The following is a 16,574-nucleotide window of genomic DNA, read 5'->3' on the forward strand; positions in this document are numbered from 1 at the left end:
CCCGCAGTCAGGCCGCGCGGGCCCGGGCCGTACGCCGGGGCGTTGCGGCCTTGGCCGCCGGCAAGGCGCGCGACTGCTCGAGCAGGTAATGCACCAGCAAGCCCACCGGCCGGCCCGTGGCCCCCTTGGCGGCTCCGCCCTTCCAGGCCGTGCCGGCGATGTCCAGGTGCGCCCATGGAAGCTCGCCCACGAACTTCTGCAAAAACTTGGCCGCGGTGATGGAGCCCCCGGCGCGGCCGGCCACGTTGCCCATGTCCGCAAAATTGCTCTTGAGGCCGTCCGCATACTCATCATCCAGCGGCATCCGCCAGCACGGGTCCTGCGCCGCCTCGCCCGCCTGGTGCAAGGCCGAGGCCAGCGCCTCATTGTTGGCAAAGAGGCCGCTGCGCACGCCGCCCAGCGCAATCACGCAGGCGCCGGTCAGCGTGGCAATGTCCACCACGGCGGCCGGCTTGAACCGCGCCGCATAGGTCAGCGCATCGCACAGCACCAGCCGGCCCTCGGCGTCGGTGTTCAGGATTTCAACGGTCTGGCCGCTCATGCTGGTGACCACGTCGCCCGGCTTGACCGCGCGGCCGTCGGGCATGTTCTCGCAGGCCGGCACCAGCCCTACCACGTTGATTGCCGGTTGCAGTTCCGCCAGCGCGCGGAACGTGCCCAGCACGCTCGCGGCACCGCCCATGTCGAACTTCATCTCGTCCATCTCGGCCGCGGGCTTGATGGAAATGCCGCCCGTGTCGAACGTGATGCCCTTGCCCACCAGCACCACGGGCGCCTGGTCCTTGCTGGCGCCGTTGTAGCGCAGCTCGATGAAGCGCAGCGGTTCTTCGGAACCACGCGCCACGGCCAGGAACGCCCCCATGCCCAGGCGCGCAACCTCGGCAGGGCCGTGGATCTTGCACTGGATGCCGGGCAGCTTGGCCAGCGTCTTGGCCGCATTGGCCAGCAAGGTGGGGGTGGCGTGGTTGGCGGGGCGGTTGCCCCATTCGCGGGCAAACTCCACGCCGGCCACCAGGGCCACGCCCGTGTCGAAATCGGTGCGCACCGCCGTTGCCCCGGGCACGCCCACCACGCAGCGGCCCAGGCTGCGGGCCTCGACCTTGGTCTTGGTGGCGGTGTACACGTAGCTGGCGTCGGCCACGGCTAGCACGGCGGCACTGACCGCGCCGGCCGCGGGTTCTGCGGCAAAGCACAGCACGGCCCGCTTGGTCTGCGGCGCCTTCAGCGCACCAGCCACGGCCTGCACGGCCTGACGGGTGGCACGCGCCGAACCGTCGCCCTGCCCCACCAGCACCACCCGGCGCGCGGCGATGGCGGGCGCCTGGTACAGCTGCAGATGCTTGCCCGCTTTGGTCAGGAGATCTCCGTTCTTGAGCGCCAGGGCCGCCAGGACGGACAGCGCGTCCTTGCCCGGCTTGAAGCCTTCGGGCAGCAGGACGACCAGCAGGTCGCATTTCTCCGACGCTGCGGCAGCAAGGTCAAGGGTCTTGAGATCAAAGTTCATAATCAGTGTTTTCCTTCGAGCCAATGTTATTCGATTCATCCATTCGCAAGGAGCTGGCGCGCAGCTTCGGCGCGACGCTGGTGGTGCTGGTCACGGTGGTGATGACCATGATGCTCATCCGCACGCTGGGCCAGGCGTCGCGGGGCAGCGTGAGTCCGTCCGACGTGATGCTGGTCATGGGCTTTACCGTGCTGGGGCAGTTGCCCACCATTCTCAGCCTGAGCCTGTTCATCGCCGTGGTCGGCACGCTGTCGCGCATGTACCGCGACAGCGAAATGGTCATCTGGTTTGCCAGCGGGCGGGGGCTGGTCTCCCTGCTGCGGCCGCTGCTGCGGTTTGCGTGGCCGGTCATGGTGGTGATCGCTGTGCTGTCCCTGCTGGTGTGGCCCTGGGCCAATTCGCAGGTGCAGGAGCTCAAGACCCGCTACGAGCAGCGCAGCGACATCGACCGCATCGCCCCGGGGGAGTTCCAGGAGTCCTCCAACGGCAGCCGGGTGTTCTTCATTGACAAGGACAGCCCGGACACGCAGGTCGGCAACAACATCTTCATTGCCGCCACCGATGGCGACAAGGAATCCGTCACTTCCGCGCGCAGCGCGCGGCTGGAGACGCGCAACGGCGAGCGCATGGCCCTGCTGACCGACGGCCAGCGCCTGGAGACATCGCGCGCTCGGCCGGGCGTCAAGATCAGCGAGTTCTCCGAGTACGGCACGCGCATCGGCTCGGCGGCCGCAGGCTCGGCCGAAGAAGCGTCCGCAAAGATGCGGCCGACCCATGAGCTGATGATGCAGCCGCTGCCGGCCTACCGCGCCGAACTGGGATGGCGCCTGGGGCTGGCGCTGGCCGCCGTCAATTTCGTGGTGCTGGGCCTGGCCGTGGCCAGCGTCAACCCGCGCGCGGCGCGCAGCACCAGTCTGGTGTTTGCGCTGTTCGCCTTCGTCGTCTACTACAACCTGATGACCCTCGGACAGAGCTGGGTGGGTGCAGGCCGCCTGGGGCTGACCCCATTCATGGTGCTGCTGCACGGCGGCATGCTGCTGGCCTCGCTGGCGGTGCTGGGCATTCGGCACAACCAGTGGTCGCTGCGGCGGCTGTGGACCGCGCGCAGCGCCGGGGGAACCGCATGAAAACCCTGCGCCGCCTCATCCACCGCGAAGCCCTGTTCGCGGTCGCCTTTGTCACCGCGGGCTTTTTGGCCCTGTTCTTCTTTTTCGACCTGGTGGACGAACTGCGCTGGGTGGGCAGCTCCGGGCCCGGGGGATACCAGTTGTCCCACGCGCTGCTGTTTGTGGCGCTGAGCGTGCCCAGCCACCTGTACGAGCTGCTGCCCATCACCGTGCTCATCGGCACCATCTTCGTGATGGCGCGGCTGGCCCAGAGTTCGGAATTCACCATCATGCGCACCAGCGGCCTGGGTCCCTGGCGCGCACTGCGAACGCTGGTGACGCTGGGGGGCTTCTTTGTGCTGCTGACATTCGCCGTGGGCGACTATGTGGCGCCGCTGGCCGACCGCGCCGCCCAGCTGGTGAAGACCCGCTACCTGGGGCGCCTGACCACGGGTGCCACCGGCGCCTGGCTCAAGGAACGCCAGGAGGACCGGTCGTATGCCGTGAACGTGCGCGCACTCACGGCCCAGGGCGGCATGGTGGACGTGCGCATCTTCGAGTTCGATGCCAAGGGCCGCCTGGCGTCGCAGACGCGTGCGGCGTCGGGCCATTTTGGACGGGAGGGAGCCTGGACGCTGGAGCAGGTGCAGCGCAGCCGGTTTGAACAGCGGGGGGCCGACGAGGCCCGGGTGGAGCGCCTGGACGCCCCCACCTTTGAATGGCCGACCCGCATCAGCGCGGACATGGTGGCGGCCTCGCTGCTCAAGCCCGACCGCATGGCCACCATCGACCTCTTCCAGTACATCCGCCACCTGGATGCCAACGGGCAGTCCGCCCAGCGCTACGAGATCGAGTTCTGGCGCAAGGTGTTCTACCCGCTGTCCTGCCTGGTGATGGTGGTGCTGGCCCTGCCCTTTGCCTACCTGCATTTCCGCTCGGGCGGCATTGCGGGGTATGTGTTTGGCGGCGTGATGGCGGGCATCAGTTTCTTCCTGCTGAACAACGTGTTCGGCTATGCCGGCAACCTGCAAAACTGGTCGCCCATGCTCACGGCGGCGGCGCCGGGGCTGATCTATTCATTGCTGTCGCTGGCGGCGTTTGGCTGGCTGGTGCTGCGGCGATGACCGGTGCTGCCCCTTCCCTGGCGCCCAAGGCGCAACAGGCCGTGGTGCTGTTCTCCCACGGCTCCCGCGATCCGCTGTGGCGCGCGCCCATCGAGGCCGTGGCGGCCCGCATTGCCGCGCAGCACCCCGAGCGCCCGGTGGTGTGCGCCTATCTGGAACTCAGCGAGCCTTCCCTGCCCCAGGCCGTCGATCAGCTGGTGCAGCAAGGCGCCGCCGGCGTCACCGTGGTGCCCATGTTCCTGGGCACGGGCAAACATGCGCGGGCCGACCTGCCGGTGCTGGTGGAGCAATTGCGCGCCGCGCACCCTGCCGTTCGCCTGCACGTCCAGCCCGCCGTGGGCGAAGACCCGCGCATCACCGCCTTGATGGCCGAGATTGCCTGCGAGTTGCCGCCCAGCTAAAAGTCGTGGCGCCCGCCTGATTCACTTAGACGATTGCAGCATAATGATGCAATTCTTTAGGCGATATCAGATATGAATCTGCATCAGTTCCGCTTTGTGCAAGAGGCCGCGCGGCGCAACCTCAACCTCACCGAGGCCGCCAAGGCCCTCCACACCTCGCAGCCGGGGGTGTCCAAGGCCATCATCGAACTGGAAGAAGAGCTGGGCGTGGACATCTTTGCCCGGCACGGCAAGCGCCTCAAGCGCATCACCGAACCCGGCCAGCATGTGCTCAAGAGCATCGAGGTCATCATGCGCGAGGTGGGCAACCTCAAGCGGATCGGCGAGCAGTTCAGCGCGCAGGACAGCGGCACCCTCAGCATCGCCACCACCCACACGCAGGCCCGCTACGTGCTGCCCGTGCCCGTGGCCCGCCTGCGCGAGGCCTATCCCAAGGTCAACATCAGCCTGCACCAGGCCACCCCGCACGAGGTGGCCCGCATGGTGATCGACGAAGTGGCCGAGATCGGCATGGCGACCGAGTCCCTGGCCGACTACCCCGATCTGGTCACCCTGCCCTGCTATGAATGGCAGCACGTGCTGGTGGTGCCCAACGACCACCCGCTGGCGCAGAAGGAGCGCATCGGCCTGGACGACCTGGCGCACGAGTCGCTCATCACCTACCACCCGTCCTTCACCGGCCGCGGCAAGATCGACCACGCCTTTGCGGCGCGCAAACTGCAGCCGCGCATCGTGCTGGAGGCCATCGACTCGGACGTGATCAAGACCTACGTGCGCCTGGGCCTGGGCATCGGGATCGTGGCCGAGATGGCCATGCGCGACGACCCCGTGGGCGACTTGGCCGTGCGCCCGGTGGGCCACCTCTTCGGCCAGAGCGTGGCGCGGGTCGCCTTCAAGCGCGGTGCCTACCTGCGCAACTTTGTGTACCGTTTTGCCGAACTGCTCAGCGACCGCCTGAGCCGCGAGCTGATCGCCCGCGCGATGACGGGCCATGTGAATGATTACGAGCTGTAGCCGGATCACCGAGCTCTGATGAACAACGCGTCTTTCTCCTCCTTGCCATGACCACCCCGACCTTCCCCAGCAAGCTGCCCACCGTCGGCACCACGATCTTCACCGTCATGTCGGCCCTGGCCACCGAGCACCAGGCCGTGAACCTGGGCCAGGGCTTCCCGGACTTTGAATGTGCGCCCGAACTGGTGAACGCCGTCACCCGGGCCATGCAGGCCGGCCACAACCAGTACCCACCCATGCCCGGCGTGCCCGTGCTGCGCGAGGCCGTGGCCCGCAAGATCGAGGCGCTGCACGGCCGCGCCTACAACCCTGGCACCGAAATCACCATCACCGCCGGGGCCACGCAGGCCATCATCACCGCCATCCTGGCCATCGTGCACCCGGGCGACGAAGTGATCGTGCTCGACCCCTGCTACGACAGCTACGTGCCCAACATCGACCTGGCCGGCGGCAAGGCCGTGCGCGTGCCGCTCACGCCCGGCACCTTCCGCCCCGACTTCGCCAAGATCAGCGCGGCCATCACGCCGCGCACGCGTGCCCTCATCATCAACAGCCCGCACAATCCCAGCGCCACCATCTGGACGGCCGAAGAGATGCGCCAGCTCGAAGCCCTGCTCGCGCCCACCCACATCCTGCTCATCAGCGACGAGGTGTACGAGCACATGGTGTTCGATGGTGCCGAGCACCAGAGCGCCGCGCGCTTCCCCGGCCTGGCCGAGCGGGCGTTCATCGTCTCCAGCTTTGGCAAGACCTTCCACGTCACGGGCTGGAAGGTCGGCACGGTGGCCGCGCCCGCGGCCCTGACGGCCGAGTTCCGCAAGGTGCACCAGTTCAACGTGTTCACCGTCAACACGCCCATGCAGCACGGCCTGGCGGCCTACCTGCAAGACCCTGCGCCCTATTTGCAGCTGCCCGCCTTCTACCAGGCCAAGCGCGACCTGTTCCGCGAGGGCCTGAAGGATTCGCGCCTGAAGCTGCTGCCCAGCACCGGCAGCTACTTCCAGTGCGTGGACATCTCGGCCGTGAGCGACCTGAGCGAATCCGATTTCTGCCAATGGCTCACCCGCGAAGTGGGCGTGGCCGCCATCCCGCTGTCGGCCTTCTACGCCGATGGCTTTGACCAGCGCGTGGTGCGGTTCTGCTTCGCCAAGAAGGACGAAACCCTGCGGGCGGCGCTGGAGCGGCTGCGCAAGCTGTGACACGGTCGCTGGACCCGATTTTTTAAGCAAAATTGGCCTCCAGCGCTGATGCAGCAAGCGCTGGCAGCTATCAAATTTGATGCATTGCCCACCGCCGCAGCGCGGTGGCAGCGCCGTTCTGACGACGTTCTTGATGCCTTCTTGATACCCCGCCCCCACCTCTTGCGCGCATCTTGATGCGCACATTCCTAGCATCGGTCCATGTCTCAAGGAGATGCACATGGACTGGGTTTTCAGAGGAACGGGCGGCGCGCTGCCCACCGCCAACGGTGTAGCCAAGCGCCTCGCGCTGCTGCAGGCACGCAGCGAAGGGGGCCGGTCATGAGCAGCGGCTGGATGATCCTGGCGGCTGTTCTCGCCGCCGGCCTGCTCGTGTACTTGGTCGCAGCGTTGCTGCGGCCGGAGGACTTCTCATGAGCACCACCGCCTGGCTGCAACTGGCGGTGTTCATGGCACTGCTGCTGGCGCTGGCCTGGCCGCTGGCGCGCTATATCGACGCCGTGATGGCGGGCCGCTTTGCCCTCGGGCGGCGGCTGGAAGGCCCGCTGTTCAAGCTGGCAGGCGTGCGGCCTGACGAGGAAACCGGCTGGCGGCGCTACGCGCTGGGCCTGCTGGTGTTCAACGGCCTGGGCGTGCTGGCCGTGTATGCGCTGCAGCGCTGGCAGGCCGTGCTGCCGCTCAACCCACAGGGCCTGCCTGCCGTGGCGCCCGATTCGGCCTTCAACACCGCTGTCAGCTTTGTCACCAATACCAACTGGCAGGGCTATGGCGGGGAAAGCACCATGAGCTACCTCACGCAGATGCTGGCGCTCACGGTGCAGAACTTCCTGTCGGCCGCCACGGGCCTGGTCGTCGTCATCGCGCTGGTGCGCGGGTTTGCGCGGCATTCCGCACAAAGCATCGGCAATGTGTGGGCCGACCTGACCCGCGCCACGCTGTGGGTGCTGCTGCCCCTGTCGCTGGTGCTGGCCGTGGTGTTTGCAGGCCAGGGCGTGATCCAGAACCTGTCGCCCTACACGCCAGTGCAGACGCTGGAGCCCGTGCACTACGACGCGCCCCGGCTTGATGGCGCGGGCCAGCCGGTGCTGGATGCCCAGGGCGCCCCGGTCACCGAGCCCGCCACGCAAACCACCCAGACCCTGGCCATGGGGCCCGTCGCCTCGCAGCTGGCCATCAAGATGCTGGGCACCAATGGCGGCGGCTTCTTCAACGCCAACTCGGCCCACCCGTTCGAGAACCCCTCGGCCGCCAGCAACCTGCTGCAAATGCTGGCGATCTTTGCGATCCCTGCCGCCCTGTGCCTGGTGTTCGGCCGCATGGTGGGCGACGAGCGCCAGGGCTGGACGATTCTGGCGACGATGAGCCTGCTCTTCGTGGTGGCCGTCGTGGCGGCCACCACCTTTGAGCAGCAGGGCAACCCGCTGCTGGCCTCGCTGGGCGTGGACCAGGCTGCCAGCGCCTTGCAGGCGGGCGGCAACATGGAAGGCAAGGAAACGCGCTTTGGCATCGCCACCTCGGCCCTGTTCGCCGTGATCACCACGGCGGCCAGCTGCGGCGCGGTGATCGCGATGCACGACAGCTTCACCCCCCTGGGCGGCATGGTGCCCATGGTGCTGATGCAGATGGGCGAGGTGGTGTTTGGCGGCGTGGGTTCTGGCCTGTACGGCATGCTGGTGTTCGCCATCCTGGCTGTGTTCATTGCCGGGCTGATGATTGGCCGCACGCCCGAATACCTGGGCAAGAAGATCGAGACGCACGAGATGAAGCTCGTGTCCATCGCCATCCTCGTCACGCCGTTGCTGGTGCTGCTGGGCACGGCCGTGGCGGTGATGAGCGACGCAGGCCGCGCGGGCCTGGCCAACCCCGGTGCCCACGGGTTCAGCGAGGTGCTGTATGCGCTGTCCTCCGCCGCCAACAACAACGGCAGCGCCTTTGCCGGGCTGTCCGCCAACACCCCGTTCTACAACCTGCTGCTGGCCGTGGCCATGGGGCTGGGCCGCTTTGGCGTGATCGTGCCGGTGCTGGCCATGGCCGGGTCCCTGGCCACCAAGAAGCGCGCCACCGCCACCGACGGCACCTTGCCCACGCACGGCCCGCTGTTTGTGGCGCTGCTGGCGGGCGTGGTGCTGCTGGTGGGCTTGCTGAACTATGTGCCCGCGCTGGCGCTGGGCCCGGTGGTTGAGCAACTGGTGCTGACCACACGCTAAAGAAATGGCACGGAGATTGTGATGACTCGCAAAACCTTGACCCTGTTCGATCCCGCCCTGGCGCGCCCCGCGTTGCTGGAGGCGTTCAAGAAGCTAGACCCGCGCGTGCAATGGCGCAACCCGGTGATGTTCGTGGTGTATGTGGGCAGTGCCTTCACCACTGCGCTGGCGGCCGCCAAACCCGAGGGCTTCACCGCCGCAGTCGCTTTGTGGCTGTGGTTCACCGTGCTGTTCGCCAACTTTGCCGAAGCCATGGCCGAAGGCCGCAGCAAGGCCCAGGCGGCCTCGCTGCGCGGCCTCAAGAAGCAAACCTGGGCGAAGAAGCTGGACGGCGAGTTTGACCGCACCACCCCGCGCACGGCAATGACCTGGCTGCCCCTGGAGGCCGCCCACCTGCGCAAGGGCGACGTCGTTCTGGTGGAGGCGGGCGACACCATTCCCGCCGATGGCGAGGTGATCGACGGCGTGGCCTCGGTGGACGAAAGCGCCATCACGGGCGAATCCGCCCCGGTGATCCGCGAGTCCGGCGGCGACTTCTCGGCCGTCACCGGCGGCACCCGCGTGCTGTCGGACTGGATCGTGGTGCGCGTGGCCGTGAACCCTGGCGAGACCTTTGTGGACCGCATGATCGCCATGGTCGAGAACGCCAAGCGCCACAAGACGCCCAACGAGATCGCGCTGACCATCTTGCTGGTGGCGCTCACCATCGTGTTCCTGGGCGTGGTGGTCACGCTGCTGCCCTTCTCGCTCTTCAGCGTGCAGGCCAGCGGCGCGGGCGAGCCGGTGAGCCTGGTGGTTCTGGTGGCCCTGCTGGTGTGCCTGATTCCCACAACAATAGCCGGCCTGCTGAGTGCCATTGGCGTGGCGGGCATGAGCCGCATGATGCAGGCCAATGTGATTGCGACCTCGGGCCGCGCCGTGGAAGCTGCGGGCGATGTGGACGTGCTGCTGCTGGACAAGACCGGCACCATCACCCTGGGCAACCGGCAAGCCAGCCAGTTCGTGCCCGCACCGGGCGTGAGCGATGCCGACCTGGCCGACGCCGCCCAGTTGGCGTCGCTGGCCGACGAAACGCCCGAGGGCCGCAGCATCGTGGTGCTGGCCAAGCAGAAATTCAACCTGCGCGAGCGGGACATTGCAGCCCTGGGGGCGCAGTTCGTGCACTTCACCGCGCAAACCCGCATGAGCGGGGTGGACCTGCAAGGCACGGGCAGCCAAGCGCCGCGCCAGCTGCGCAAGGGCGCAGCCGACGCCATCCGCCGCCATGTGGAGGCGCTGGGCGGGCGCTTTCCCACGGCGGTGCAGACGGCGGTGGACGATGTCTCGCGCCGCGGCAGCACGCCGCTGGTGGTGGCCGATGGCCCCCGCGTGCTGGGCGTGGTGGAGCTGAAAGACGTGGTCAAAGGCGGCATCAAGGAGCGCTTTGCCGAGCTGCGCCGCATGGGCATCAAGACCGTGATGGTGACGGGCGATAACCGCCTGACAGCCGCCGCCATCGCCGCCGAGGCGGGTGTGGACGACTTCCTGGCCGAGGCCACGCCCGAGGCGAAACTGCAGCTCATCCGCAGCTACCAGGCCGCCGGCCAGCTGGTGGCGATGACGGGCGACGGCACCAACGACGCCCCCGCCCTCGCCCAGGCCGACGTGGCCGTGGCCATGAACACCGGCACCCAGGCCGCCAAGGAGGCCGGCAACATGGTGGACCTGGACAGCAACCCCACCAAGCTCATCGAGATCGTGGAGACCGGCAAGCAGATGCTGATGACGCGCGGCTCGCTCACCACCTTCAGCATCGCCAACGACATTGCCAAGTACTTCGCCATCATCCCGGCAGCGTTCGTCACCACGTACCCGCAGCTGTCGGCGCTGAACTTCATGCACCTGGCCAGCCCCTCGTCGGCCATCCTGTCGGCCGTGGTGTTCAACGCGCTGATCATCGTCTTCCTGATCCCGCTGGCCTTGACGGGCGTGGCCTACCGCGCCGTGGGCGCCGCCGCGCTGCTGCGCCGCAACCTGGCCATCTACGGGCTGGGGGGCATGGTGGTGCCGTTCATCGGCATCAAGCTGATTGACATGGTGCTGGCGGCGGCCCACCTCACTTGAGGACCGGTTGCCCGATTGCCCGATTGCCCGCGCACCGAACCACAGAAAGGAAACCGTATGCCCATTCTCATTCCCCGCGACGACCTGCCCGCGAGTACAAGCGGCCTGCTGCGTCCGGCCCTCACGCTCTTTGTCGTGCTGTCCCTCGTCACCGGCCTGCTGTATCCGCTGGCCGTCACGGGCGTGGCGCAGACCGTCTTCCCGCACCAGGCCAACGGCAGCCTCATCACGCGGGACGGCACGGCGGTGGGCTCCCAGCTCATCGGCCAGTCGTTCACGGAGCCCGGCCACTTCTGGGGCCGCCCCTCGGCCACGGCGCCCATGCCCTACAACGCTGCAGCCTCGGGCGGCTCCAACCTGGGGCCCACCCACCCGGCGCTGGCGCAAGTCGTCCAGGCCCGCATCGCGGCCCTGCGCGCCGCCGACCCGGGCAACCTACAGCCCGTGCCGGTGGACCTGGTCACTGCATCCGCCAGCGGGCTCGACCCACACATCAGCCCGGCCGCCGCGGCCTACCAGGCGCCCCGCGTGGCCCGCGCCCGGGGCCTGCCGCTTACGCAGGTGCAAGCCCTGGTACAGCAGCACACCGAAAGCCCCTGGCTGGGCTGGCTGGGCGAGCCGCGCGTGAACGTGCTGGCCTTGAACCTGGCGCTGGAATCGCTACCAAAACAATAGCTGCCTGCGCTTGATACGCAAGCGCCAGAGGCCTTTTTGATTCAAATTTTGCGACTACACTGTGGCCATGCAGGACCGCCCCGACCCCGACGCGCTGCTGCAGCGCCTGCAAACCGAAGAAGCCCAGGCCCGCCGGGGCCGGCTCAAGGTCTTCTTTGGCGCCAGCGCGGGCGTGGGCAAGACTTTTGCCATGCTGTCAGCCGCCGCCGCGGCGCTGGCGCAAGGCACGCCGGTCACCATCGGCGTGGTCGAGACACACGGCCGCACCGACACCGAAGCGCTGACCACCCACCTGCCCCGCCTGCCGCTGCGCGCCCTGCCCTACAAGGACCGCACCCTGCCCGAGTTCGACCTGGACGCCGCCCTGGCCTGGGGCGCGGAGCACCCCGGGGGCCTGGTGCTGCTGGACGAGCTGGCCCACAGCAACGTGCCGGGCTCGCGCCACCCCAAGCGCTGGCAGGACGCCGAAGAGCTGCTGGCCGCGGGCGTCGACGTGTGGTCCACCCTGAACGTGCAGCACCTGGAGAGCCTGAACGACGTGGTGAGCGGCATTACCGGCATTCGCGTGTGGGAGACGGTGCCCGACCATTTTTTTGACACCGCCGACGAAGTGGTGGTGGTGGACCTGCCGCCCGACGAGCTGCTGGCGCGCATGAAAGCCGGCAAGGTCTACCTGCCCCAGCAGGCCGAGCGCGCCGCCGCCAACTTTTTCCGCAAGGGCAATCTGCTGGCCCTGCGCGAGCTGGCCCTGCGCCGCACGGCCGACCGGGTGGACGGCGAGATGCGCGCCTACCGCCGCGCCAGCAGCACCGCGCCCTCGGCCGTGTGGCCCAACCGTGAAGCCCTGCTGGCCTGCGTGGGCCCCGGCGACAACGCCGAAAAGGTGGTGCGCAGCTGCGCCCGTCTGGCCGCGCAGCTGGGCCTGCCCTGGCACGCCGTGCATGTGGAAACGCCCGAGCAGGCGGGCCGGTCCGCCAGCCTGCTCCCCCAGGTGGAGCGCACCCTGAAGCTGGCGCAGCAGCTGGGCGCGGCCGCCTGCGCCGTGCTGCCCGCGCCGCAGCCCGCCCAGGCCCTGGTGCGCTATGCGCGCGAGCACAACCTGGTGCGCGTGGTGATGGGACGCGGCGCCCGGCGCTGGCCCTGGCAAGACACCCTGGCCGATCAGATCGGCCGGCGCGCCGACGACCTGGACCTGCTCCAGGTGGGCGCCGTGCCCTCGCAGGCCGGCAGCCCGGGCAGCCAAGCCCCGGCACCCGCGCCGCGCGCTCCGTTCTGGCCCGGCTACATCGCCGCAGCGCTGGCCTGCTGCGTGGCCGCCGTGCTGGCCACGCCGCTGGCCAGCGTGCTGGAGCTCACCAACATCGTCATGCTGTTCCTGCTGGTGGTGGTGGGCGTGGCCCTCAAGTACGGGCGCGGGCCGGCCATCCTGGCCGCCTTTCTGGGCGTGGGGTTCTTTGACTTTTTCTTCGTGCCGCCGCATTTCACGTTTGCGGTGAGCGATGCGCAGTACCTCGTCACCTTCGCCGTGATGCTGGTCGTGGCCCTGGTGGTGGGGCAGCTCACCGCCGGCCTCAAGGTGCAGGCCGAGGCCGCCACCGACCGTGAGCACCGCGTGCGCGGCCTGTACGACATGGCGCGCGACCTCTCGGCCGCGTTGCTGCCCGAGCAGGTGGCGGAGATCGGCGCGCGCTTCATCACGGGCGAGTTCAGCGCCGGCAGCACGCTGGTGGTGGCGGGCGACGACAACCGCCTGCAAACGCTGCCCGGCGGCGGTGCCCCGGTGGACATGGCCGTGGCCCAATGGGCCTTTGAACGCGGCGAGCCCGCCGGCCGCGGCACCGACACGCTGCACTCCAGCCCCACGCTGGTGCTGCCGCTCAAGGCCCCCATGCGCACCCGCGGCGTGCTGGTGGTGGCGCTGCCGCCCGGCCGGCCGCCGGGGGTGGAGCAGCGCCGCCTGCTGCAGACCTGCGCCTCGCTGCTCGCCATCTCGCTGGAGCGCATCCACTACATCGATGTGGCGCAAAAGAGCACCGTGCAGATCGAGTCCGAGCGCCTGCGCAACTCGCTGCTGTCAGCCATCTCGCACGATTTGCGCACGCCGCTGGCCTCGCTGGTGGGCCTGGCCGAATCGCTGGCCCTGGTGCAGCCGCCGCTGCCCGCGCCGCAGCAGGCGCTGGCGGCCTCCATCGGGCAGTCGGCGCGGCGCATGAGCGCCCTGGTCAACAACCTGCTGGACATGGCGCGGCTGGAGGCCGGGGCCGTGCAGCTCAACAAGGCCTGGCTGCCGCTGGAGGAAGTGGTGGGCAGCGCCCTGGCGGCCTGCGCCCCGGCCCTGGCCGCCCACCGCGTGGACGTGCAGCTGCCCGACGGGTTGCCCCTGCTGCAGATCGATGCCGTGCTGATGGAGCGGGTGCTGGTCAACCTGCTGGAGAACGCGGCCAAGTACACGCCCGCGGGCACCGCCATTCACATCGCCGCCCAGGCCCGGAGCGACACCGTGGCCCTGGCCGTGAGCGACGAAGGCCCCGGCCTGCCCTCGGGCCGCGAAGAGCTGCTGTTTGAAAAGTTCGAGCGCGGCGCGCGCGAAAGCGCCACGCCCGGCGTGGGGCTGGGCCTGGCCATCTGCCGCGCCATCGTGCAGGCCCATGGCGGCAGCATCCGCGGCGATACCCTGCTGGACCCGCAGGGCCGGCCAGCCGGAGCGCGCTTTACCGTGCTGCTGCCGCGCGGCACGCCCCCCACCGACCTGGGCGATGATGTGCCGCCATCCCCTGCAAACGCCTGAGACCTGAACGCCCGAGTGTCCTGATGCCCGACCGCATGACCGACCTGCCCACCCACATCCTCATCGTCGAGGACGAAGCCGACATCCGCCGCTTTGTGCGCCTGACGCTGGAGACCGAAGGCCACACCGTGCACGAGGCCGCCACCCTGCAGCGCGGCCTGATCGAGGCCGGCACCCGCCGCCCGGATCTGGTGGTGCTGGACCTGGGCCTGCCCGACGGCGACGGTGTCGACCTGATCCGCGAGCTGCGCACCTGGTCGGCCATGCCCGTCATCGTGCTCTCGGCCCGCAGCGCCGAGGCCAGCAAGATCGCGGCGCTGGACGCTGGCGCAGACGACTACCTCGTCAAGCCCTTCGGCGCGGGCGAACTGCTGGCCCGCGTGCGCGCCCAGCTGCGCCGCAGCCAGACCCTGGCGGGCAATGGTGCCCCGCAACCGGTCATCCAGTTTGGCGACATCACCGTGGATCTGGTCCGCCGCACGGTGGAGCGCCAGGGCCAGCCGCTGCACCTGACACCCATCGAGTACCGCCTGCTCACGCACCTGGCGTCGCAGCCGGACCGCGTCATCACCCACCAGCAGCTGCTCAAGGCCGTGTGGGGCCCCGGCCACGCCGAAGACACGCACTACGTGCGTGTGCACCTGGCCAACCTGCGCAAGAAGGTGGAGGACAACGCTTCCATGCCCCGGCACCTGCGGACCGAGGCCGGGGTGGGCTACCGGTTTGTGCCCTGAGAAGGCGTGAACGAATCGGCAGTGGTGCGGACTGCGGTGGCGCAGCGCAACGCCCGCTCCCCCGCCACGCGCAAGCGATCTGACAGCGACACGGGTCCCAGCACCTCAAACTCCACGTCGAGCGCCATCAGCCAGTACACCAGCGAATCGCCAGCACCGCACTCCATCAGGCAGCGTTGCCCGTTCTCCAGGGGCGTGAGCACGGCGGCCGAGGGCGGTATGCGGCGGGCCATCTGCGCATGCGGCGCGTTCAGCACCACGCGCGCCTGCCCGGCATGCTGCGGCACGGAGATCGAGCGGGCCACATAGGCCTTCAAATCGCCCCCGTCCGGCGATGCGCGGGGCGCAAAGTGCGCGCCCAGCCGGGGTTCGCCCACGATCCGGTCAATGCGGAAGGTGCGCCAGTCGCCCCGGCCCCGGTCCCACGCCACCAGGTACCAGCGCTGGCCCGTGTGCACCACGCCCTGGGGCTCCACCACGCGCTGCGCGCTGCGGCCCTGGCTGTCCTCGTAGGTGAACTCGGCGCGCAACTGGTCGCGGCAGGCCGATGCCAGCGTGGCCAGCACCGCGGCCTCCACCACGGGGCCTGCGCGGTCCAGCGGCAGGATGGTGGAGCGCAGCGCATCCACCTGCTGGCGCAGCCGCGCCGGCATGGCCTGCTCCAGCTTGACCAGGGCGCGCAGGGCGGGCTCTTCAATGCCGCCCACGGCCCCGGCCGTGGCGGTGCGCAGCGCAATGGACACCGCTAGCGCCTCGCCGTCGTCCAGCAGCAGCGGCGGCAGCGCCTGCCCCGCCCGGAAGGCATAGCCCCCGGCCACGCCGCTGCTCGCCTCCACCGGGTAGCCCAGCTGGCGCAGCCGGTCCACATCGCGCCGCAGCGTGCGGGGGTGGACCTCCAGGCGCTCGGCCAGGTCCTGCCCGGCCCAGTGGCTGCGCGTTTGCAGCAGCGACAGCAGGCGCAGCAGGCGGGTGGATGAGGTCAGCATGCGCGCACTGTACCGCGCATCGAGGGCGAAAACTGTCCGCAATGACACCTACAGTGGCCGCACATTTTTCGTCAACCCACCAAGGAGTTCTTCATGTCCATCGTCCTGTACTGGTATCCCGAATCCAGCGCCACCCCCATTGCCTGCGCGCTGGCCGAGCTGGGCGTGCCCCATGAGCGCGTCAAGATCGACATCCTGGCCGGCGAGCAGCGCCGGGCCGACTACCTGGCCCTGAACCCCAACGGCAAGGTGCCCACGCTGACGGTGGACGGCGCGCCGATGTTCGAGGCCCTGGCCATCCACCTGTGGCTGGGCCACCGCTTCGGCGTGGAGCGCGGCCTGTGGCCCGCCGCCGGCACGCCCGCGGCGCTGCAGGCCCTGTCGTGGTGCACCTGGGCCTACGTGACCTACGGGGCCGTGCTGGTGCGCCTGCAGGTCGCCACCAAGGGCGAGGAGGCGTTGCGCAGCCCCGTCCATGCCGAGGCCGCCCTGCGCGGGCTGAACGAACTGCTGGCCGTGCTGGACGCGCGCCTGGCCGCCCAGCCCTGGATGCTGGGCGACGACTATTCGCTGGTGGACCTGGTGGTGGGCTCGGTCATGGGCTACAGCGTGTACCTGGGCGCGCCGGTGCCGTCCCACCCGCATGTGCAGGCATGGCTGGCGCGTGTGCAGGCGCGGCCTGCCCTGCAGATCGAGGCCTGAAAAGCGGCGGCCTGCGGCGGGAAACCGCTGC

At 69.1% G+C, this 16,574-nt stretch carries 14 protein-coding genes; 12 read left to right on the forward strand and 2 right to left on the reverse strand.

The features are described from left to right. Window positions 1–7: 7 nt before the first annotated feature. Window positions 8–1,504, reverse strand: coding sequence for a leucyl aminopeptidase (locus LWW96_RS08240; RefSeq protein ID WP_291485836.1), 1,497 nt, complete (start codon window positions 1,502–1,504; stop codon window positions 8–10). A gap of 23 nt (window positions 1,505–1,527) precedes the next feature. On the opposite strand from LWW96_RS08240, the gene lptF reads away from it, so the two are divergent. From lptF to LWW96_RS08295, 11 genes are all read left to right on the forward strand, one after another. Next, window positions 1,528–2,631 (forward strand): LPS export ABC transporter permease LptF, encoded by a 1,104-nt coding sequence (gene lptF, locus LWW96_RS08245; RefSeq protein ID WP_291485838.1) that lies wholly within the window; start codon window positions 1,528–1,530, stop codon window positions 2,629–2,631. Then, window positions 2,628–3,734, forward strand: a complete 1,107-nt coding sequence (gene lptG / locus LWW96_RS08250) for an LPS export ABC transporter permease LptG (protein ID WP_291485839.1) — start codon at window positions 2,628–2,630, stop codon at window positions 3,732–3,734. The genes lptF and lptG overlap by 4 nt, the downstream gene beginning before the upstream one ends. Beyond that, window positions 3,731–4,135 carry a CbiX/SirB N-terminal domain-containing protein gene (locus tag LWW96_RS08255; protein WP_291485841.1) on the forward strand — a complete coding sequence of 135 codons (405 nt, stop codon included), beginning with the start codon at window positions 3,731–3,733 and terminating at the stop codon, window positions 4,133–4,135. Before lptG ends, LWW96_RS08255 begins: the two co-directional genes overlap by 4 nt. 72 nt (window positions 4,136–4,207) lie before the next feature. Next, window positions 4,208–5,149, forward strand: a complete 942-nt coding sequence (locus tag LWW96_RS08260) for a CysB family HTH-type transcriptional regulator (protein WP_291485843.1) — start codon at window positions 4,208–4,210, stop codon at window positions 5,147–5,149. 47 nt (window positions 5,150–5,196) lie between these two features. Next, window positions 5,197–6,348, forward strand: coding sequence for a pyridoxal phosphate-dependent aminotransferase (locus LWW96_RS08265; RefSeq protein ID WP_291485845.1), 1,152 nt, complete (start codon window positions 5,197–5,199; stop codon window positions 6,346–6,348). A gap of 336 nt (window positions 6,349–6,684) precedes the next feature. Continuing rightward, complete coding sequence (gene kdpF, locus LWW96_RS08270; protein ID WP_291486002.1) at window positions 6,685–6,765, forward strand: K(+)-transporting ATPase subunit F; 81 nt, start codon at window positions 6,685–6,687, stop codon at window positions 6,763–6,765. Then, on the forward strand, window positions 6,762–8,555 hold the full coding sequence (gene kdpA, locus LWW96_RS08275) for a potassium-transporting ATPase subunit KdpA (protein WP_291485847.1): 1,794 nt from the start codon (window positions 6,762–6,764) through the stop codon (window positions 8,553–8,555). The genes kdpF and kdpA overlap by 4 nt, the downstream gene beginning before the upstream one ends. Before the next feature lie 21 nt (window positions 8,556–8,576). Further along, complete coding sequence (gene kdpB / locus LWW96_RS08280; RefSeq protein WP_291485849.1) at window positions 8,577–10,658, forward strand: potassium-transporting ATPase subunit KdpB; 2,082 nt, start codon at window positions 8,577–8,579, stop codon at window positions 10,656–10,658. A 57-nt stretch (window positions 10,659–10,715) separates the two neighbouring features. Continuing rightward, window positions 10,716–11,333: a potassium-transporting ATPase subunit KdpC gene (gene kdpC / locus LWW96_RS08285; RefSeq protein ID WP_291485851.1), complete on the forward strand. Its 618-nt coding sequence runs from the start codon at window positions 10,716–10,718 to the stop codon at window positions 11,331–11,333. A 67-nt stretch (window positions 11,334–11,400) separates the two neighbouring features. Next, entirely contained in the window at window positions 11,401–14,121 is a 2,721-nt protein-coding gene (locus LWW96_RS08290; protein WP_291485853.1) for a DUF4118 domain-containing protein, read from the forward strand. A 35-nt stretch (window positions 14,122–14,156) separates the two neighbouring features. Further along, window positions 14,157–14,855, forward strand: a complete 699-nt coding sequence (locus LWW96_RS08295; protein ID WP_291486004.1) for a response regulator — start codon at window positions 14,157–14,159, stop codon at window positions 14,853–14,855. Here the strand turns inward: LWW96_RS08295 and LWW96_RS08300 are convergent. Further along, complete coding sequence (locus LWW96_RS08300) at window positions 14,837–15,841, reverse strand: YafY family protein (protein ID WP_291485855.1); 1,005 nt, start codon at window positions 15,839–15,841, stop codon at window positions 14,837–14,839. The genes LWW96_RS08295 and LWW96_RS08300 overlap by 19 nt on opposite strands. A 93-nt stretch (window positions 15,842–15,934) precedes the next feature. On the opposite strand from LWW96_RS08300, the gene LWW96_RS08305 reads away from it, so the two are divergent. Then, window positions 15,935–16,543 carry a glutathione S-transferase family protein gene (locus LWW96_RS08305; protein WP_291485857.1) on the forward strand — a complete coding sequence of 203 codons (609 nt, stop codon included), beginning with the start codon at window positions 15,935–15,937 and terminating at the stop codon, window positions 16,541–16,543. Window positions 16,544–16,574: the final 31 nt, after the last annotated feature.

The sequence above is a fragment of the Acidovorax sp. genome, from assembly GCF_021287135.1.
In the GTDB taxonomy this organism is placed as follows: Bacteria; Pseudomonadota; Gammaproteobacteria; order Burkholderiales; family Burkholderiaceae_C; genus Acidovorax.

Coding starts and splice junctions, on each gene's coding strand:
- LWW96_RS08240 (WP_291485836.1), bottom strand. CDS start 1,504: ATGAACTTTGATCTCAAGACCCTTGACCTTGCTGCCGCAGCGTCGGAG.
- lptF (WP_291485838.1), top strand. CDS start 1,528: ATGTTATTCGATTCATCCATTCGCAAGGAGCTGGCGCGCAGCTTCGGC.
- lptG (WP_291485839.1), top strand. CDS start 2,628: ATGAAAACCCTGCGCCGCCTCATCCACCGCGAAGCCCTGTTCGCGGTC.
- LWW96_RS08255 (WP_291485841.1), top strand. CDS start 3,731: ATGACCGGTGCTGCCCCTTCCCTGGCGCCCAAGGCGCAACAGGCCGTG.
- LWW96_RS08260 (WP_291485843.1), top strand. CDS start 4,208: ATGAATCTGCATCAGTTCCGCTTTGTGCAAGAGGCCGCGCGGCGCAAC.
- LWW96_RS08265 (WP_291485845.1), top strand. CDS start 5,197: ATGACCACCCCGACCTTCCCCAGCAAGCTGCCCACCGTCGGCACCACG.
- kdpF (WP_291486002.1), top strand. CDS start 6,685: ATGATCCTGGCGGCTGTTCTCGCCGCCGGCCTGCTCGTGTACTTGGTC.
- kdpA (WP_291485847.1), top strand. CDS start 6,762: ATGAGCACCACCGCCTGGCTGCAACTGGCGGTGTTCATGGCACTGCTG.
- kdpB (WP_291485849.1), top strand. CDS start 8,577: ATGACTCGCAAAACCTTGACCCTGTTCGATCCCGCCCTGGCGCGCCCC.
- kdpC (WP_291485851.1), top strand. CDS start 10,716: ATGCCCATTCTCATTCCCCGCGACGACCTGCCCGCGAGTACAAGCGGC.
- LWW96_RS08290 (WP_291485853.1), top strand. CDS start 11,401: ATGCAGGACCGCCCCGACCCCGACGCGCTGCTGCAGCGCCTGCAAACC.
- LWW96_RS08295 (WP_291486004.1), top strand. CDS start 14,157: ATGACCGACCTGCCCACCCACATCCTCATCGTCGAGGACGAAGCCGAC.
- LWW96_RS08300 (WP_291485855.1), bottom strand. CDS start 15,841: ATGCTGACCTCATCCACCCGCCTGCTGCGCCTGCTGTCGCTGCTGCAA.
- LWW96_RS08305 (WP_291485857.1), top strand. CDS start 15,935: ATGTCCATCGTCCTGTACTGGTATCCCGAATCCAGCGCCACCCCCATT.